The sequence below is a fragment of the Bacillus sp. 05T31 genome (assembly GCF_056396725.1).
On sequence record NZ_JBFTMA010000028.1, the window covers coordinates 1 to 17015 of the forward strand.

Consider the following 17015-nt stretch of genomic DNA (forward strand, 5'->3'; position numbering starts at 1 on the left):
GTGTTGGGGTCATCCGACTAGTTTGTGCTGTGCGTTCAATGAATACCATTTTATCCTTTTCCAGCTCCCTTACCGCACCATCTATTAAACCAAACTTAGATTCCTTAATATAACTTACACGTCCATTTTCTAATTTGTGATAGCGAAGCAACCTCCATTTTTTATGCATTTCACTCACCGCGAGGGACCAGTCTTTAGAAAATGTTCCATCCGATTCGGCATCAAGTTCGTACCAATGATTTAATGTTTTAGTCACTAGCTCTTCAATCTCTCCATAAGAAAGGCCTTCATTTTCCCATTTAATTTTAGAATCAATATCGTTATCCGCTTCCGAACAAATAACCATCCATATTACTCCCATAATATATAAATTAATTCGATTATCATAAGTTTTAACAGTTCGCTTTAATTCAGAGATTGGATTAGTATGGAAGGAATTGTGTGGCTGCACAAGAATATGCATGTGTTTATCTTGTCTTACAACTTTTAATCCAAAGCTATCTGCAAGTCTTCTTACACAATTTCGAACTTCTTGAGATTCAATATATGGATGAACCAATGCATGATCATTCGGTAGATATTTCCTCTGCCATAAACAAGCTACCAATTCAAAAGCTGCCTTTTCAATTTGTGCGATATTCATCTTCCTTCGCCTCCTTCAAGGTTAAGATGTAAGTAGATACATCAATTTTATTTCGTAATACCACCGCATCATTACTTGGGCTATTAAAAATTTGTCTACCCCTTAATACGGATAGCTCTGGATATTTTTCCATCAACTTAGAGAGCAACAATGCTTTATCATCACTGTCTATTTGTTGAATATTTTCTTCACTTATAATAAAAGGTTCATCCATTGAGGCAAAAGCTAACCAGAAATCAAAAGCATCACGATTTTCCACCCACTTTGCCAATGTAAATTCATCTATTTGTTGTAAATATTTCAAGGAAACACTTCCTGCCCTCAGTAATTCTTCAAATATAGGCTTCCATAATAATAAGATGGATTCCCAATCAAGAGAAATAGGCTCTAGATAAACTTTTCTCTTAGTTGCGGTTCCTCCAAAAGTAGAACTTTTTATATCCATATGCTCCTCAATTCCCCATTCCATCGGTAAGATGGAGGGTTTCTGAGGCGAAAACAGTGATTCCACCAAAGTTAACATTTCATCAGCATGAACAAAACCAACTACTTTTGCCCTATCTTCCCAAATCGTTTTTCTAAATGAGGTAGTATTTGTTAACCATATGTTTCGAAAATGAGAATTTCTTATCTGTAATTCTAATCGGACATTTTCAATAACTAACCTTGCTAACTTATCATGATTATTTTTAGTTTTAGTCAGTCGTTTTGTTAATTGCATATAAGTATTTTGATGCTCTGGAGAAACAGCAATTCTGCGTAAAATCCCATCTAATTTCCGGTATTTTTGGCTCTCTTCCTCAAATTGCGATTCCACTTCCTTCAACTGCTTTCCCCATCTATTTTTATGATCATATATGGTTGATTTTGGATTCCTTATTAGCTCATCTTTGTGAATTTTTTCCTCTTTGGATAGAGTCATAACTCTATGGTTCAACGAATCTAACATCCTTAAGTCCGACTTCAACTCTCCTTTTTCAATTAGCAGCTCAATCAAGATCTGTTGTATTGAAATCGGGAGGTGCTTTTGAACTTCATTTGTATTTAAAAAAAGAGCCTGAGCTTCTTCAGACAACTTATAAACCGGTACCCCTTCCTCGAAATTTGTCGCATCCCTATCAACTTCAAGGTATTGAAAACGAAATGTCTCCCATTCCATTATTTGCTCATTAAAAAATTGTTCTTGGAAAGCAAAAGTATGCTTTGAACTCCCCTCATTAACCATAAGAGCATCAACTATCTTCTCTGCTTCATCCAAATCACACTCTATCTTCATTAATTCTGTCATCTTATAAACCGTCTGTACTAAATCATCTCGTGTTCGCCTAAGATCATCTAATAATTCTTGATAGAAAATTACTGCAATGAGGGTAAATGACACATGACGAGCAAAATGATTTAACCTACCAAAATTAGCTCCCGTACCAAGAATCCAAACAGGAATTAGGGTCTTAAAACGTGCTCCTAAATCATCAAATGACAAATTTAGAGCCTTTTCCATCATTCACTCCCCCTCTTAAAAAGAGTATCAAAATTTATACATTCTTGAGCAATACGTCTCCGTTCGTCCCATAATTTATTAATCACTTCAAAAACTTCTTTATAGTTCTTAAACTCGTCTTGAAGTAGAAATAAATTTTTATTGTTTACTTTTTGTTCTGTCAATATATTAGTTGCAAATTCATTTGAAAATGAACTTAAAAAAGAATAAAAAGGGTAGGCCAGCAAAATGTTGAGATCCCTATATTTACTCTTAGCGTCAAAGTAGATATTGAACCCCTCATAATCAATATCACCTGTGTAACGTATTGTTAGCTGAGTAGGATCACCAATAATATCATTCAAATATTCTAGTGTCTTACTTATTCGATATCCTTCTCCCCAAATTAAATAATGTGGGATAGGTCCAAACTTCCATGGAAGTTGTTGTATTAATACCTCTTTAAGAGTTTGAAAAGTGGATAAACCTTCCACAATCAGAACTTCATGTAAATGATTTTCTGGAACTGCTTCGTTCTTCCAATAATGAAATGGCTCATGTACAACTTTATACAAAAGGTCTGCTGGTTTTAATTGAAGCCGATTCATTAAACGACTCCCCGCCGAAGAAGCTAAATATTTTTCAGCTTCAATATCATCATGAAATTTTTCACTCCTAAATAACATCAATGAGCGCTCCTCTCTATTTATTTCTTTATGTGAATCTTTGCTTTTTATAAATTCATAGAGTATTAATATATTCTTCCACTCATCTTCAGTCTGATATATTTTTTTTCGTAAATAGAAACTTAAATCTAAATAGTTCATTACCTTTGCCATCGCTGCTTTATCCCATGTATTTTCAACATACTTAGGTACAATCCAATATGCTTCATGAAGACTAGGCTTTTTCCCATTTAATCTGGGATTTGCCAAATCTTTCAACGTGCCTTCACCCTTTAGCTGAATAATACTTTCGTAGAATTTTTTATAACCTCCTAGTTCGTTATATTTTCGAGCACAACCAGCTGCCATGATAACATCATTTTCAAAACGTTCAATTCGAAGTAGTTTTTTTGATTTTCCCTGCTTCTCTCTAAAACACGTAATATAATTATTAATAATTTTTTTTATATCTGACATAATAATCATTCCTCTTTTTTATAGCTTCTCCACAATAGTAGATTTCTAATCTCAAACATTAGGTAAATTTAAAAGTTTCTTTTATATATACTTAAAATAAAAGAACCTACATCAAAAAAATTGATAATATAGGTTCTTGGTTACTTACTATTAAATTTTATGTTGTATTGCTAAGTTAGTAAAAAACTTTTAATTTATATTAAATCTTATAATTATTTCAAAGATTAAAAGGTTTGATGTTCATAACAATAAATATTGCCTTTAAATTTATCTATATATGAAAGACAATATATTTTAACATTTTCTGAAACTTCTTTCTTACAAGACTTACAAGTCCCATTCACTTTAGTTATTGGAGTGTTTGGATATACCTTTCGCACTTGCTGGGCCAGTAAGTATGGGATTAAATGCATGTGGGCTTGAACGTAATCTCTTTCACGATACATTGTCAAGAATATATTAACGTATTGATTGAAACTATTTGCTTTTCGATCTTTTTTCATATAGGAACCTATAATAGAGCCCAATCCTGGTGGATTATTAGGACATTTTAGCCTTTTTCTAGGAATATATATATCTGGAATGGCAAATGGCAATTCTTTTGATCCAACTAGATCTCCATACACCCATTGTTCTCTCTTTAATTTTTCTTGATAAACTAATGAATTAATCCCTGTTATTGTTATATCATTGTCCCCTCCAATTAAAATATTATAGCCAAAGGCTGCTTCATTTGTCTTTAATTGGCTAATATAGAAAACCTCTAAATAATTTATAGTTTGGTTTAAAGCATCATACATAGTTGAACCCTCATCAACAATTGCAAATTTATCTATTATAAAAAATTCGAAATTTTCCTCACCATAAGTATTAAAATCGCTTTGTAACTGCTTATTATGCATACTCCCCTCTCTTAATGCATATAACCGTACGGTACGAAGATAATGAAATATTTTTTTTGTAGTTTTTCCAATATACACTTTACCATTTATTTTATTGAAAATAGCATATATTCCACATACCCTATGTGAATTATGAAATATACAAGAACATTTCTCATCCAACATCTGCAAATATTGTCTTATTAGTTTAATGTCTTTAACGATTTCCACTCTTTTTCCTCCATATTATTTTGTAGAATTAAAATAAACTTTATTTTCCAATTAAAATATTATAACATATATCCTTTATATACTTATTAATAAATATATAATTGAAAATACAGTTAAAATTTAAGCTTAATTTAGAAACTCATAAATAATTTCTCCTTTTAAAAATTCTAGCTTTAATAACGAAGTAGCAAATTTGAAATTAGGATTGAGTGAAGCCATTGCTGTGAATAGGAATGTAGATTTCTTTGAAGTTACCAATAACAAAGTACATGATAACAACATTGGAATTGTTCTGATTACTCTTTAATCAAACTCAAACTAGCGCATAACCCCATCCTAAATATAGGACGGGGTAAAAAATATAGCTGTTAAATCCTGATGTAAAATAGTTTGATACAAACTAATCATCCCTAGTAATTTGTAAATATCCCTATAACTTCTAAAATTAACGCTTCATTAGTCAAATCACGATTTATATTAATCTTCTTACTATGTTTTCTTCCCCCAAAGTATTTATACGCATAAATACTTCATCAGGATATATTTCAATATGCATCCATTCATTTTTATCAGTATCTCGATTTCCAAATTCTAAAGTCTCTTTTGGTTCTTGATACCCATTGTTCTTATAGGAATAAAGATTAACAATGTAATACCGATTGGATAAATTACCATTATTTTTAATAGTATATTCTAAATTATCCATGCCTTTTATTGAAAATAATTCCATTATTTTCACTGCTTTCAAAATCATAATTAACAACATTTAGTAATTATAATATAATAGAAAAAATTTTTTCCATTTAAAAGATTCTTTTTACATTATATTTAAAATCCCCCTTCATAAAAGAACATACGCTCTTTTATGAAGGGGCAATCACAGTGTATGACTATTCAATCCTAACCAATAAAATCATCTTATGTGTAGTTCTATGAAGTTTTTACGCTTCAGTAAGTTGCATCAAAATGGGATTAGACCCTATGCATACAAAATTAGCAGTAGTCGGTGATGTAAATAGAAGCGGTTCAATCGTTATAGCCGGAACTCCACCCTTAAAAGCATTGGGTGTAAAGAAGAATGTATGGTTTGGTATTTAAGAATGTAAATCAGACCGTATTTGGTACTATGGAACATTATCTCTTATATTTTTCATTCCTACTGTTACTTATGTTATTTCTAAATTAATATGTTCATAATTAAAAAAGAGAGTGCTCGCAGCTCCCTCTTTTTTTAGATAATTAAATATGCTCTCCATGATCCATAAACACTTCAATAGTTTCATTTTGTGRTRCGTCTTTTACATTAGTAAKMCCAAAAGTAAAAACAGCGGATAACATCATCATTAATARGATTGCTTTTTTCATTTTAGCRCCCTTCTTTCTATRCTCTTTTTGTCTGCATCCAAAGCAACGTGCAAATACTTACTCGCTTTTTCATGGTCTTTTGAATCATAGAATTTCTCACCTAAAAGAKAWGCATATTCTTTTACCCAATCATATAATTCTTCTTTTTCAAAATACGAAATACCTTCTATAACTAATTTTTCTAATTCTGCTTGTGGTGCATTATTATGTAATGCCCTAGTAATTTCAAAATGGTGGCGATAACATAMGTCACTAATCTTATAGCCMTTYWCAATATATTCATTAGCAWTATSATKRTKACCTAACTTRAAATGYTCTCTYGCTAAAAGAAACATMGTTTTAGCGTTRTTTTCTARTGAWTCCTCTAAATGCTTAATTGCTAACTCTGACATGTTTTGACTTGCATATAAAAGCCCTAAATTATGTTTAACTCGTTTAGTCAGAATTTCATCATCACATTTTCTGAAAGTATCTAATGCTGAAATGAGATATTCTTCTGCGTTTTCGAATTCATTTAGTCGTATGCTTGCCATTCCTAAAGTATTTAGACATGCAGCAGTTTTTAGTTCATATCCTTCGCAAATTGCAAATACTTCTTTTGCCTTCATAGCGTATCGGATTGCTAAAATAGGTTTCAAAGTATGATAGTAGAAAATAGCAATCATATAATTGAATTCAGCTTTTTCAATTTCATCATGCATGTAACTGATAAGATTTTCAGCTTTTTTAAATTGAACCTTTGCTTCGCTGTGGTTTGCTGTATTAATGGCGTAAATAGGTTGACGCCAACATGGTAGCAACAATGAAAATGTGTAGTTTTTTCATTACCCTCTATTATATATGTAAACAACATGAGAAATTAGATTTGTTTAATTCCCTAAATTGTACATATAAATCAGTAGCATCATTTTATTACTTTCCCATTAGTGTTTTACCTCTACGTTATACTACATTACCTATTAAGAACTATAACAAACACATATGTTGTAAAATACATTTTTTTGAGGAAACTTTAACCATTTATTGTTATAATTATATCTGCAATATTTTCCCAGGAGGGTTCCTATAAAGAACAATAGGATAATGGACATACATACTAGGCACTCCCCTTCTTTAATACGTTCATAGAAATATAGAAAGGGTTTATACGATGGGACAATTCCAAAGTAATTTACAAACAGCAACACAAATTGCTACGAAAATGGGATCAGCTTCTGACAGGATTCAAAGTGCAACAAGTCGTTCTATAACAAAGGCGACGCGTACAACGCTATCTGTTAACTCGAAAGCACAAGAAGCGAATCAACAAGTTTTAGATTTAACGAAACAATTTTCTGCTGCTTTTCAACAAGCGGTTGATAATATTCATTCGGTAGCTAACGAGTTTGAGGGAATGGATAACGAACTTCAAAATACTTTTCGCTAATGTAATAACCTACGTAAAGTAAAACGGTAGGAGGAAAAAGATGAGTCAAGATATTGAAAAACAAATGAATCAATTAAATCAAAAATTACGAAGTGTATTTGAAGAACAGAATCGGAATCAATCTGCGATTCAAACACGGGAACAAGTAGAAGAAGATTTTCATGTATGGAAAAATCAAAACCATCGTTTGTTTGACCGTATTTTAGGAACTTGGCATAGAGATAGAGAAATGTCATTGTTTTTTATGAATATGAGTCAAGATGCACAATATATTGAGCGAAAGCTTACTTTCGAATTGGAAAATCAAAAAGAAACATTGCTTAAGGAAAAACGAAATCTTACTGACTTAGAAAATGACCTTTACTATCAAAAACAGAATCTAGCAAAGGTGGTCAATTCATGAGTTTGAATATGTATCTAGGGGAAGTACATACGCAAACACAAAGCATGAACGCTGTATGTACCGCTACCATTCAAGGTATGGAACAAGCTATTCAGTCGATTGATGCTTTTGCAATTGATACTGTTCTACAAGGACAAACATATAGCAGTGCAAAAGCATTCTTTGCACAAACCTTTCGTCCATTAGCACAAGGAATCATTTACTTGTGTGAAGAATTAATCCGTCAGAATGACGCCTTTCCAAGTCAATTTCAATCACAAGTAGCTTCAACAGATGTCATCGAACAAGAAATACTAGAACAAATTCGAGGAATTGACCGAATGAAGGCAAGTATGGAAGCCATCAGTCAAGCTATGCCAATCCCGGGTATGGACGCTATGACGAATCTTTTTATTGCCATGAGGCGCAAGCTTCAAGAAAAATTAGATCATTTGTATCAGTTCAACCAAACATCTAGTAATAACTATAATACAGCAATTCAATTAGCCGCTAGCATTGCGACGGGTCTTGCTGAAGTCCAAAGTGGGAAAGGTTTTAGTCCTGCAAGTGGCACGTTTAGTACACAAGGGTTGAATATGGAATGGACAACTTCTATCCAAGCGATTACAGAAGAGATATCCCGAAAAGCTGACCATTCAATTAAAGATGGAGAAATGTGCGGTAGGATAGAAGAGAAATCTCCGATTAGAAAGGCTTGGGACGATAAGGTAGACGATGTAGTTACAATGTTCGAAACAGTAAAAAAGATGTGGAATGGTACTGTAATCGGAACAGGGAAAGCTGTTGAAGATGAAATCAAGTCCATGGAAACTTTAAGTAATATGGATATAGGAACTTTTATTAATGTTACATATGCGATTTTACATTTGGATGAGACGACAAAAAATATGTGGCATGCATTTTCAAGTACTATGAAACGAGATATAATAGATGGAGATGCAGAGAGCCGTACACAATGGACTACTTATGGATTAACACAAATAGGTATCGGTCTAATTCTCGATAAGGGACTAGGTAAAGCAGGCCTCGTCACAAAAGGAGCGGGTGGAGCAAGTACATTAGCTAAAGGCGTAACGCTAGTAAAGGAATTGAAGCAAGCATCCGATATTTTACAATCTTTTAAAAAAGATGTTTCTTATGCTTTCTCTGGTGGAAATGGTATACGATCTGGATCTGATATTGCTCAGGATACTCTTCAAAAATTCGAGTCTTCTCCATCTTCTGGTGGGCATGTTAATAAAGTTAAAGAGAATGGTAAACTTGATAAAGAGGAAAATGCTACTAAGGGGATGGATAATACTAGTAATAAAACCAGCGGAGATAATCCAAAAGTAATTAAGGAATTAGAGGGACCTGTTATTGATGGAAAGCGAGTTGGAAGTGGAGAAAAGATTGATAAAGTAAAACCTATTTGGGGAAGAGATGAAAAAGGAAAGCCCATCATAGTAAAAGAGTTTCCTCATGTCCCTAAGGAACATGGCTTTTCTGATATTGTTGATAATTACTCAAGATTTGCTGATGAATTTCCATTAGTAGGAGGAGATCGCATTAGTAGAAGATTCTTCCAAATAGAAGGAAGCAACGGTGGGAAAAAAGGTGTCTTTGAGTGGATTGTTGAACCAAATGGAAATGTAAGTCATAGAAGATTTATTGAAAATGGTATTGTTACAGGGAAACCAAATCAAGTTCCAAAAAAGTAAAAGGAGAATTATATGGATTTAATAGATTTTAAGAACAAAGGTCTTAAGTATGATTGGAAAACTATTTATACTGGCGTAAATAAAAAATATTTTGAACCGAATGTCATTTCTGATTATGCGGTGGAACTTATGGAAGCTGGTGATGATGAAGCTTTTGTTAATGAACTAGCTTGGGGAATAGATTCTAGTGATTTAGATAAAATTTTGTTTGAAATTAAAGATTTCCATTTTCCTAATTTAGAAGAAAATAGTGAAGAATTACAGAATGAGAATAGTAAACTCAGATTCGTTTACTTATCTAAGTTAAAAGAAAAGATTACTGATGAGGATGAACTATTAAATAGAATTGCAGAGTTTTATGATAGACATGATTATCCTGAAGATATGACAAGTTTTATTACTTATATGCCCCAAGACACCCCAACTACGAAGGAAGATTTATTAAATAGGTTTTATAAATTTTTGGATTCAGAGAAAAAATTTATTGAATAGCTACTTTGCTAGATTCTGAGGGCATGAAAAGAACTTTTTGAAGAAAAATTTTTCTTTAGGATTGGATATTTCAATGAACCATGTTATCTAGCTTGGAGTAAGTGAAGAGAAAGTTACATATGGAGAATAATCAACAAAAGAGACCTCACATTTGAGGTCTCTTTTGTTGATTTAAATTAAAAATTATTATTTAAGTGGATGCTCTTTTGCAACTCTTACTTTACATACACATAGGCTTCAATTGCTGATACATAGTATGTTTTACCCTTGCTGTTATGTACTTTGTATTGTGGCGCTCCATTCACAGTTACCTTTACATCAATGGTAAATCCTAATCCTGCATCTAAAGTACCAGCAACATCTTTATCCTGCCAAGAWGGAGCATCATAGAAACGTAGATTGTTAACTTTWGAAACAACGCGCTTCCCTACAATAGAAGAATCCACTGTACTTTTCTTGTTAAACTTCACATAAGATGGATCGTTCTTAATCCATTGTTCATCGCCAAGATTTAACCAACCGTCCTTTTCATCCCACACAACATAAGCTTCTGGCTTATTTAGCTGACGAATCTTAGAATAGCTTGTATCTGGCCCCTTACGTAAGTTAACGTTGTATCCCTCAATATAAGCAATACCATCTGTTACAGCTGTTGGAACTTCTGCTGGTTTAAATGGCTTTTCAGGCACAGAAACATCCACATCGGAATTATTGTATGCTCGTTGTACATCCGCTCTAAATTGAGCTTCWGAAAYACCGTGACTACGAAGATAATCAAGTGGATCTTCATGATCTGTTCCACCAAGATATTTCGTTACATCGTAGTGAGTCCATAATCCTTTTTCTACAGATAACCCACGATCACGAAGAATTTTAGCWAGTARCCTMACATATTTATCATAGCTGCGTTTGAAYTTMTCGTAATCTCTTGTTTCACATAATTCTACATGTGCAAACCGTTTATTCGCTCCTGGTCCAGCACCATAAGCAATATGTTTTGTATCGGCAATTTGGATTGTTTCATCCCAATCTACTGCATAATGTACAAAGGCAGAGCGCCATGTACGAGACTCATATTTTTGAATATTAATTGCTGGCGCTTCTGGTGTTGCTGTACTATGTGCTACAACGCCTTCATAAGCGCCCACACCGTTACGATACGCTTGTTTCGGTAAGTCTTGGATAATTAGTACTCTATCGGCAAATGAAGCCGTAGTGAACGAAAATAAGAGCAATAGAGTCATAAATAATGAACTAAATAGTTTAATTGGTTTTTTCATTGTGTATTTTCCCCTTTTTAGCCAAACAAAAAGAGCACTGTCTTTTGACAATGCTCTTTCCTTATGTAAGGCGTATATTTTTATTTGGTATTATGTTTTTCTTTTCTTGCATCGGACCTTTGGATTTTCGCCTGGATTTCGGATGCTACACTTTCTAATAACCATGCAGGAATCCATTTATCCCAGCCGATTCTCGCGCAGTTTGCAGCAAAACTATTAAAGATATGATAGATTAGCCCACCGGTTACCATGAAGAAAAAGAAATCCGGTAGTTTAAGAGCCATATCAAAGAAATGTGCAAGAGCAGGTAATGATAAAAGCACCACGGTTCTCGTGATGCCCTCAATTCCATATTGGCTGCTGTATGTTCCGTCCAGCTTTGAAGCTTTACTACCAGTAATCCAGTCCAGCATGATAATCCATCCGAAAATCACTATCCAAATTAGATTCGTCTTTCCATACATAAAATTAACTAGTGTTCCTAATCCACCACTTATTACTGCACCTGCTTTAAATTGAGTACTTGTAATAACATCGGCTATATTTAATGACTTGATGAGTTCGTGAATTCGTTCCAAGTTCTCACCTCCTTTCAAATTTTGGCCAAAATAAAAAAGCCTGCTGTTGCACGCTCTATTTCGATAAAATCACATATTCATTTTCTTCCACGCGTATTCTAGTGGTTCAGTACGTGGTGCCTTCATTACTTCTTTTTCAGAATTTTTGCTTTCATTTCGGGAGAAGTTGAACATAACTCCTTTCCGTATAGAAGCTTGCCTAACCCCTGTAAGATACATGTTACTGATTTCTAATTTTGAACCTTGGTGTATTTGCGGTTTACGTTTTGCGGTTTTATATAGTGTTTCCGGTTGCATTATTATGCCTTTTATTGTCATAAAATCACCAGCCTTATTCTACTCGTAGTGCAATGTTGTAATCCGGAAATGAACTCCATACACTTGAGTAGTAGGTGTTAAATAACTTATACTTCTGTACTTCTTCATCTTGAAAAATTTCAACGATATCGCCAGTTACAAAATTTGAACCCCTATATGTGTAAAGACCATCAAATTTTGCTCTTAATCCATCTACGTTATCTCCCATGAAAAATGACGTGAATATTATATTTCCCTCTAAAGATGGCGCCTTTAAAAATACTTTATCCCACATGAAAGTAGTAACAGGAACATTTTTTAATCCATCATATATAAGTTTACTTCTAGCAGCTACCAGTGCTGAAGTTGGGTACCAATTTGGACAAGCGCTCACTAAGACACTAAAAGGGGAAGATATAGGGCTGAATTGTTCTTGTTGATATAGTTCATCTGGAATGCCAAATAAACCTATTACAGTTTTTCCTTTTCGTTCTGGAAGATTATCATCGTTTTCGTAAACACAATAAATAACAATGTCTTTATCAACGTATAAATATAGGTCCACCATAGCAATTGGTTTACTAATAGTATTAGCATTAGTGGAGCTAGTTGTTTTCCCTTGATGAAAACATAACGGGTAGAAAGGACCAGGTCCTCCGAAAGTAACATCCTGCTCTTTATCATATCGTTCAATTAATCTAAAGCTTGCATCAGTAACAGAATTAGCAGGATCTCTTATATCATGATATGGATATTTATCTGCTACAATATCTTTGGAAGTTGTACTGACGTAATCGAATGGGCGCAATTCTAAAGAATGGTTCTTCATACCGTCGTTACCGCTTGAGTACATGACATAAATTTTATCTTTTGATGGCGCATCAGCATTTAATTGCTGCCATCCAGCCTTTTTCATTTCATCGATAATCTTCATAAAGACTTCTCTTCGCTCTAGTCTGTGTAACTTACAAATTTTATTTGTCATTTTATATGTTCCTCCTTAACTTAAACGTATCGCTTTCATAGAAACATTAAAAGTAGAGTTTGCTACGCCCCTATTTTCTATATAAAGATGGACCTTGTTTGTATGATCTTTATCCTCGCAAGGAATGGCTAAAATATCATATGTTCTTTTTTCTGATAAGCTTTTATAAATTTGATTCCCATTCTCTTTTTGGTCGTACATAAATAGCATTGCTTCAACGTTTGAATCATTTGTAACTTGAATCGTGCGAATATCGTATTTGTTACAACCTACATCCAATGGAGTATATAGAGTTTTTCCTGGTTCAATTGTAATTTGTACATTCCTCTCAATAAGGATTGACGGTGTAATCTCGCTTTCGGATGTATATCTATATAATTTCATTACAGTTCCCATATTGTATTCACCTCAATTATGTTTTAGATGAATATTAAAATAAATTGGTTCGAATGCTAGGAAATTTGTATCCTTCACAACCTTTACCCAAAAATCACGTGTGCTTTGTGCAGCTACTGAATCAATCAGTATTTCATTCAAATAGTTAGTACCATCCAATGAAATAAGTGCCCAGGTGTAACCGACTTTCTCCATGTACTGCTGAATGGATAGTTTTATATTTGTAGCAGCACCGATGTTGTCATTTACGATTGTCATTTTTACAATACGCTCATTATTAACCATGTAACCTAAATTCGTTGGATCCGTTGTATTTAATTCTGCGCTATTCATTTTGATTTGTAGGGATGAACCCATACAATACATATCCCCACCATAGAAGGTAGCTTGTTTCTTTGCCAGTAGTTCGTTTTCTTCATCATATATTTCTATGATTCCCTCAAACTCTAAAGAAGGCAGTAAAATATCAATGCCTGTATGAGCTGCAGCTACAATGTTAGTAGACAGGACATTATCTGCAGTATCTTTTAATACAACCTTATAATTTTCATATAGTTGGCGCAGACGTAACATATTGCTTGTTGTCATAATAATTTTATTGATGTCTAGCGGTACAAATCCCTCTGCAGTTCCTCTTTTTAGAACAACGCCTATTCGTTTTCCTATTAATGAATCGTTATCCGCATAATCAAAAAATGTATCTGACTTTGTGTAAAAGTCCCATTGATCTTCCTTACATATTGCCATCCACTCTTTATTGCTTTGAGAGCTATTAGCAGAATAAGATTCAATGAATTCAACTTTATTCTTTTCATTTTGATAGATCAGTAAGCCGCCCTCATCTCCTTCTTTTGTAGGAGCATAATCCGCAATAACTTGGATTGCTAAGTTACCTGGTGGCTTATCGATTAATAGCATAACGTCTTTATCTGCAGCATGATTTATACGAAGGAATCCTTTTTTTACAGCATTGTTAAATGCATTTGATGGCGACATAAGCCATTTTGGATTTATGGTATTAAAATCATCTACAAATATTTTTCCACTTTCTTTCTCGTATAAGGATACCTTTGTTTTTTCCTGTTTAAGAGGAACTAGCTCTCCGTTTAGAATGTCAATTGCGTCAAAATTTATATTAAGACCAGATAGTTTAACTGTATGAAGACTTTCTTTTAAATCCAATTTCTCATAAACTAGTGCCTGATGCTTTATGGAACCATTTTTATAAGAGATGTTTTCGGGGGGCATGTTATCGATTGAAATTTGACCTACATCATACACAGAAAATAATAATCCTATAATTCGTAAAGCTGTCCCGAAAAAATTGAATTGTACAGTTACTATTTTGTTGTTTTCTCGACAAAAGTGTATAGAACCTCCATAGGTTTCAGCTGATTTAGATATGTCCCATGCTCCAGAATATTGAAAATTGCTATCCGTATCATCAAACCGTTTCCAACCAGGCTCTGGTTCTTTTAATACATCACCGACTTTAGCATTAAAATTTGCGTAATCAATAGCAGATAAAAACGTATAAACATCCTTATCATTTGAACCAGTAATGAAACCATCATAAGTTACCTCTACTTTATGAGTGCCACTAGGTAAATCTAATTTTTCAAAACAGACTCTAAACATTGATGGAGAATTAGGAATTAATGAGCCTTTAATCCAATTCCCACCATCTATTCTTACTTTTATATTGTAACGATGTGCCAAACTAGATTTTTGCATTATTCTAAAAGCTGTCCCCGTAAATGTAAATGAAAATATATCATCATTTGTATTTTTGGGATCAGAGAAGGCAATCCAACAGCCTTCCGAAGAAGGAGTATTATTTGCACCTACTATAAACCAATTAGCATTTGGGTATTTATTCGTATCTCTTACCCCTTGAAAAAAAGTGTTAACGTTATCGAGTTGGAAATACTTACGATTCCATCCAGATTCCGGTTTCGGTAAACTATTACCTAATTGGGGTGTTGCCATTCCATCACCTTCTCTTTATCTTGTTTTCTTCCAGTTTGAATTTGTCCACCAAGATTGGCGGCTATGTCGCAGCCATAACTTCGGATCATCATTTTCTTTTTCGATAACTATTAATTCATCTGGCTTTTCTGTATCTAGCACTCTCTCCATTTTGAATAGTTCATTATCCTCTAGAACTGATTCTCTTTCTGGTGTACGTTCAAACTGTTCATATTTCACTGTAACGCTTTCTAATTCATGTTCTCTATAAAATGTATCTGCTTCATTAGTTACAGCTTCTATGCTAGTCTGTCGCTCTAATAATTCATGTTCACTAACGGTTACATATCGTTCAGATTCTCTTGCAGCATCTACAGTTTCAATTATATTTGTATCTGCTGTTATAACTTCTTTATCAGCTGGTGTTGTATCAGAGATAATTCCGCCTTCAAATTCACGTATACCGGTAAAAGCTTCTTGCTCTGTAATAAGAGCTTGTTGTGTATCCTGTTTATAAGAAACGTCTAATGATATATGTTCAGCATCTAAAATAACTGGAACGATGTCAGAAGCTACTTCTTCAATTACTGCAGTTGTATGTTCTTTCATTGCTTTTTCAGATTCAATTGTTTGATCTAGATTCATTTGCATCACATTTAATAATTTAGATGAATCATTAAGTAAGGCAATACGTGTTTCTAGCTCTTTTTGAACACGGCCGAACAAATCGAATTCTGGAAGATATACGGGAATACCAAGGCCCTCAAATAAATCAAACTCTTCTATGTTAGCTTGAAATTCTTTTTCTGTTTTATTGGCAACTTCATCAGTATTTACATCGGTAATAAGTACGTGTTCTTTTAATCCGAATGAAGAAATTGCATCTACATGTGTAAGTACTGCAGGTTGATCGGTATAAACAGAATCAAGTGTTTCTACGATACGTTCAAATGTGTGGGTTGTATCTACATTCGCATACTGTTCTTTTGTTCTTGTAAATGATGCAGATTCATTTCTTTCAGAATCAAGTACATTTATTTTTTTGCTTACTTCGTTACTTGCAATAACATCTGCAGCAAGTTCCTTTGTTCGAATAGAGTGATCCAGGTTGATTTGCTCTACATTTATGTCACGAATTAAATACGCGCTTTCTATATTTTCATAAGGGAGCAGGTTCACGTTTTCTATTTCTTCTAAGCGGTTTGATTCATATTGTGTAGTAATAGATGTTTCAATGTCTCTTTGCATACGAGCAAATAAATCATAATCCGGCAGATAAACCGGTATACCCATACCATTGAACAAATCAAATTCTTCTATAATCACTTTAACTTCTCGCTCTTTTGTACCAAATTCGAATTGCGCCGGAGCATGAAGAAGTATTTCTTTTTGCTGTATATCACCAGTTTCATTTTCGACAATGGATACAGGTAATATATTTGGAACTGCAGTAGATAAAGCAACTTCTGCATGTGTAGCTTTTAGCTCCCTGGTAACAATATCGCTCGTTTCATTATGCATTGATACAGCTTCATAATCCGTTGTAACTCTGTCGGCCATAAGATCATTATAAAAACCCTCACCGTATACAATACGCGCAACATTTACCCATTCCGGTAATACTTCTACACCTGCAGCGAATTCACGTAACTTACCTTTTAGTAAATCCTGCTGTATGATCGGTGCAACTTCATATTCATTCGTTATAAGATTTGTTTCATCAGAAGCGTGTACCATTGCTTCTATCT

17 protein-coding genes and 2 pseudogenes are annotated in these 17015 nt (G+C 33.7%); 5 read left to right on the forward strand and 14 right to left on the reverse strand.

Going from position 1 to position 17015, the window contains the following annotated elements:
• The 5 genes from AC1DJR_RS03535 to AC1DJR_RS03555 all read right to left on the reverse strand — a co-directional run.
• Positions 1-643 (reverse strand): DUF6063 family protein (locus AC1DJR_RS03535; RefSeq protein ID WP_477002021.1); only part of this gene is annotated, 643 nt, incomplete at its 3' end.
• Positions 624-2144: a hypothetical protein gene (locus AC1DJR_RS03540; protein ID WP_477002022.1), complete on the reverse strand. Its 1521-nt coding sequence runs from the start codon at positions 2142-2144 to the stop codon at positions 624-626. The genes AC1DJR_RS03535 and AC1DJR_RS03540, both read right to left, overlap by 20 nt.
• A complete protein-coding gene (locus tag AC1DJR_RS03545; RefSeq protein ID WP_252195726.1) occupies positions 2144-3265 on the reverse strand; it encodes a Wadjet anti-phage system protein JetD domain-containing protein in 1122 nt (373 codons plus the stop codon). The genes AC1DJR_RS03540 and AC1DJR_RS03545 overlap by 1 nt, the downstream gene beginning before the upstream one ends.
• 224 nt (positions 3266-3489) lie before the next feature.
• Complete coding sequence (locus AC1DJR_RS03550; RefSeq protein WP_215561363.1) at positions 3490-4377, reverse strand: GIY-YIG nuclease family protein; 888 nt, start codon at positions 4375-4377, stop codon at positions 3490-3492.
• 472 nt (positions 4378-4849) lie between these two features.
• Positions 4850-5131 (reverse strand): hypothetical protein, encoded by a 282-nt coding sequence (locus AC1DJR_RS03555; protein ID WP_477002023.1) that lies wholly within the window; start codon positions 5129-5131, stop codon positions 4850-4852.
• Positions 5132-5259: 128 nt separating this feature from the next.
• Between AC1DJR_RS03555 and AC1DJR_RS03560 the strand changes: the two are divergent.
• Positions 5260-5454 (forward strand): annotated as a pseudogene (locus AC1DJR_RS03560) (Y-family DNA polymerase); the annotation flags it as partial.
• 162 nt (positions 5455-5616) lie between these two features.
• Here AC1DJR_RS03560 and AC1DJR_RS03565 read toward each other — a convergent pair.
• Positions 5617-5742 (reverse strand): aspartate phosphatase, encoded by a 126-nt coding sequence (locus AC1DJR_RS03565; protein WP_477002024.1) that lies wholly within the window; start codon positions 5740-5742, stop codon positions 5617-5619.
• A pseudogene (locus AC1DJR_RS03570) lies at positions 5739-6518 on the reverse strand (tetratricopeptide repeat protein); the annotation flags it as partial. The pseudogene AC1DJR_RS03570 and the gene AC1DJR_RS03565, both read right to left, overlap by 4 nt.
• Before the next feature lie 374 nt (positions 6519-6892).
• Here AC1DJR_RS03570 and AC1DJR_RS03575 point away from each other — a divergent pair.
• The 4 genes from AC1DJR_RS03575 to AC1DJR_RS03590 are packed head-to-tail and all read left to right on the forward strand — an operon-like array spanning position 6893 to position 9763.
• Entirely contained in the window at positions 6893-7168 is a 276-nt protein-coding gene (locus tag AC1DJR_RS03575; RefSeq protein ID WP_477002025.1) for a TIGR04197 family type VII secretion effector, read from the forward strand.
• 40 nt (positions 7169-7208) lie between these two features.
• A complete protein-coding gene (locus AC1DJR_RS03580; protein ID WP_477002026.1) occupies positions 7209-7571 on the forward strand; it encodes a DUF3958 family protein in 363 nt (120 codons plus the stop codon).
• Positions 7568-9271, forward strand: a complete 1704-nt coding sequence (locus AC1DJR_RS03585) for a T7SS effector LXG polymorphic toxin (RefSeq protein WP_477002027.1) — start codon at positions 7568-7570, stop codon at positions 9269-9271. The genes AC1DJR_RS03580 and AC1DJR_RS03585 overlap by 4 nt, the downstream gene beginning before the upstream one ends.
• A 12-nt stretch (positions 9272-9283) precedes the next feature.
• Positions 9284-9763, forward strand: coding sequence for a DUF2247 family protein (locus AC1DJR_RS03590; RefSeq protein ID WP_199662467.1), 480 nt, complete (start codon positions 9284-9286; stop codon positions 9761-9763).
• Positions 9764-9978: 215 nt separating this feature from the next.
• On the opposite strand, the gene AC1DJR_RS03595 is transcribed toward AC1DJR_RS03590, so the two are convergent.
• From AC1DJR_RS03595 to AC1DJR_RS03625, 7 genes are all read right to left on the reverse strand, one after another.
• Positions 9979-11043 (reverse strand): N-acetylmuramoyl-L-alanine amidase, encoded by a 1065-nt coding sequence (locus AC1DJR_RS03595; protein WP_477002028.1) that lies wholly within the window; start codon positions 11041-11043, stop codon positions 9979-9981.
• An 80-nt stretch (positions 11044-11123) separates the two neighbouring features.
• A complete protein-coding gene (locus tag AC1DJR_RS03600; RefSeq protein ID WP_410593419.1) occupies positions 11124-11621 on the reverse strand; it encodes a phage holin family protein in 498 nt (165 codons plus the stop codon).
• A gap of 69 nt (positions 11622-11690) precedes the next feature.
• Positions 11691-11918 (reverse strand): hypothetical protein, encoded by a 228-nt coding sequence (locus tag AC1DJR_RS03605; protein WP_410593421.1) that lies wholly within the window; start codon positions 11916-11918, stop codon positions 11691-11693.
• 34 nt (positions 11919-11952) lie between these two features.
• Entirely contained in the window at positions 11953-12903 is a 951-nt protein-coding gene (locus AC1DJR_RS03610) for a hypothetical protein (RefSeq protein WP_477002029.1), read from the reverse strand.
• Positions 12904-12918: 15 nt separating this feature from the next.
• Positions 12919-13299: a hypothetical protein gene (locus AC1DJR_RS03615; RefSeq protein WP_000537590.1), complete on the reverse strand. Its 381-nt coding sequence runs from the start codon at positions 13297-13299 to the stop codon at positions 12919-12921.
• Between the two features lie 12 nt (positions 13300-13311).
• Entirely contained in the window at positions 13312-15288 is a 1977-nt protein-coding gene (locus tag AC1DJR_RS03620; protein WP_477002030.1) for a hypothetical protein, read from the reverse strand.
• 15 nt (positions 15289-15303) lie between these two features.
• Positions 15304-17015: hypothetical protein (locus tag AC1DJR_RS03625; RefSeq protein WP_477002031.1), on the reverse strand; the 1712-nt coding region annotated here is incomplete at its 5' end.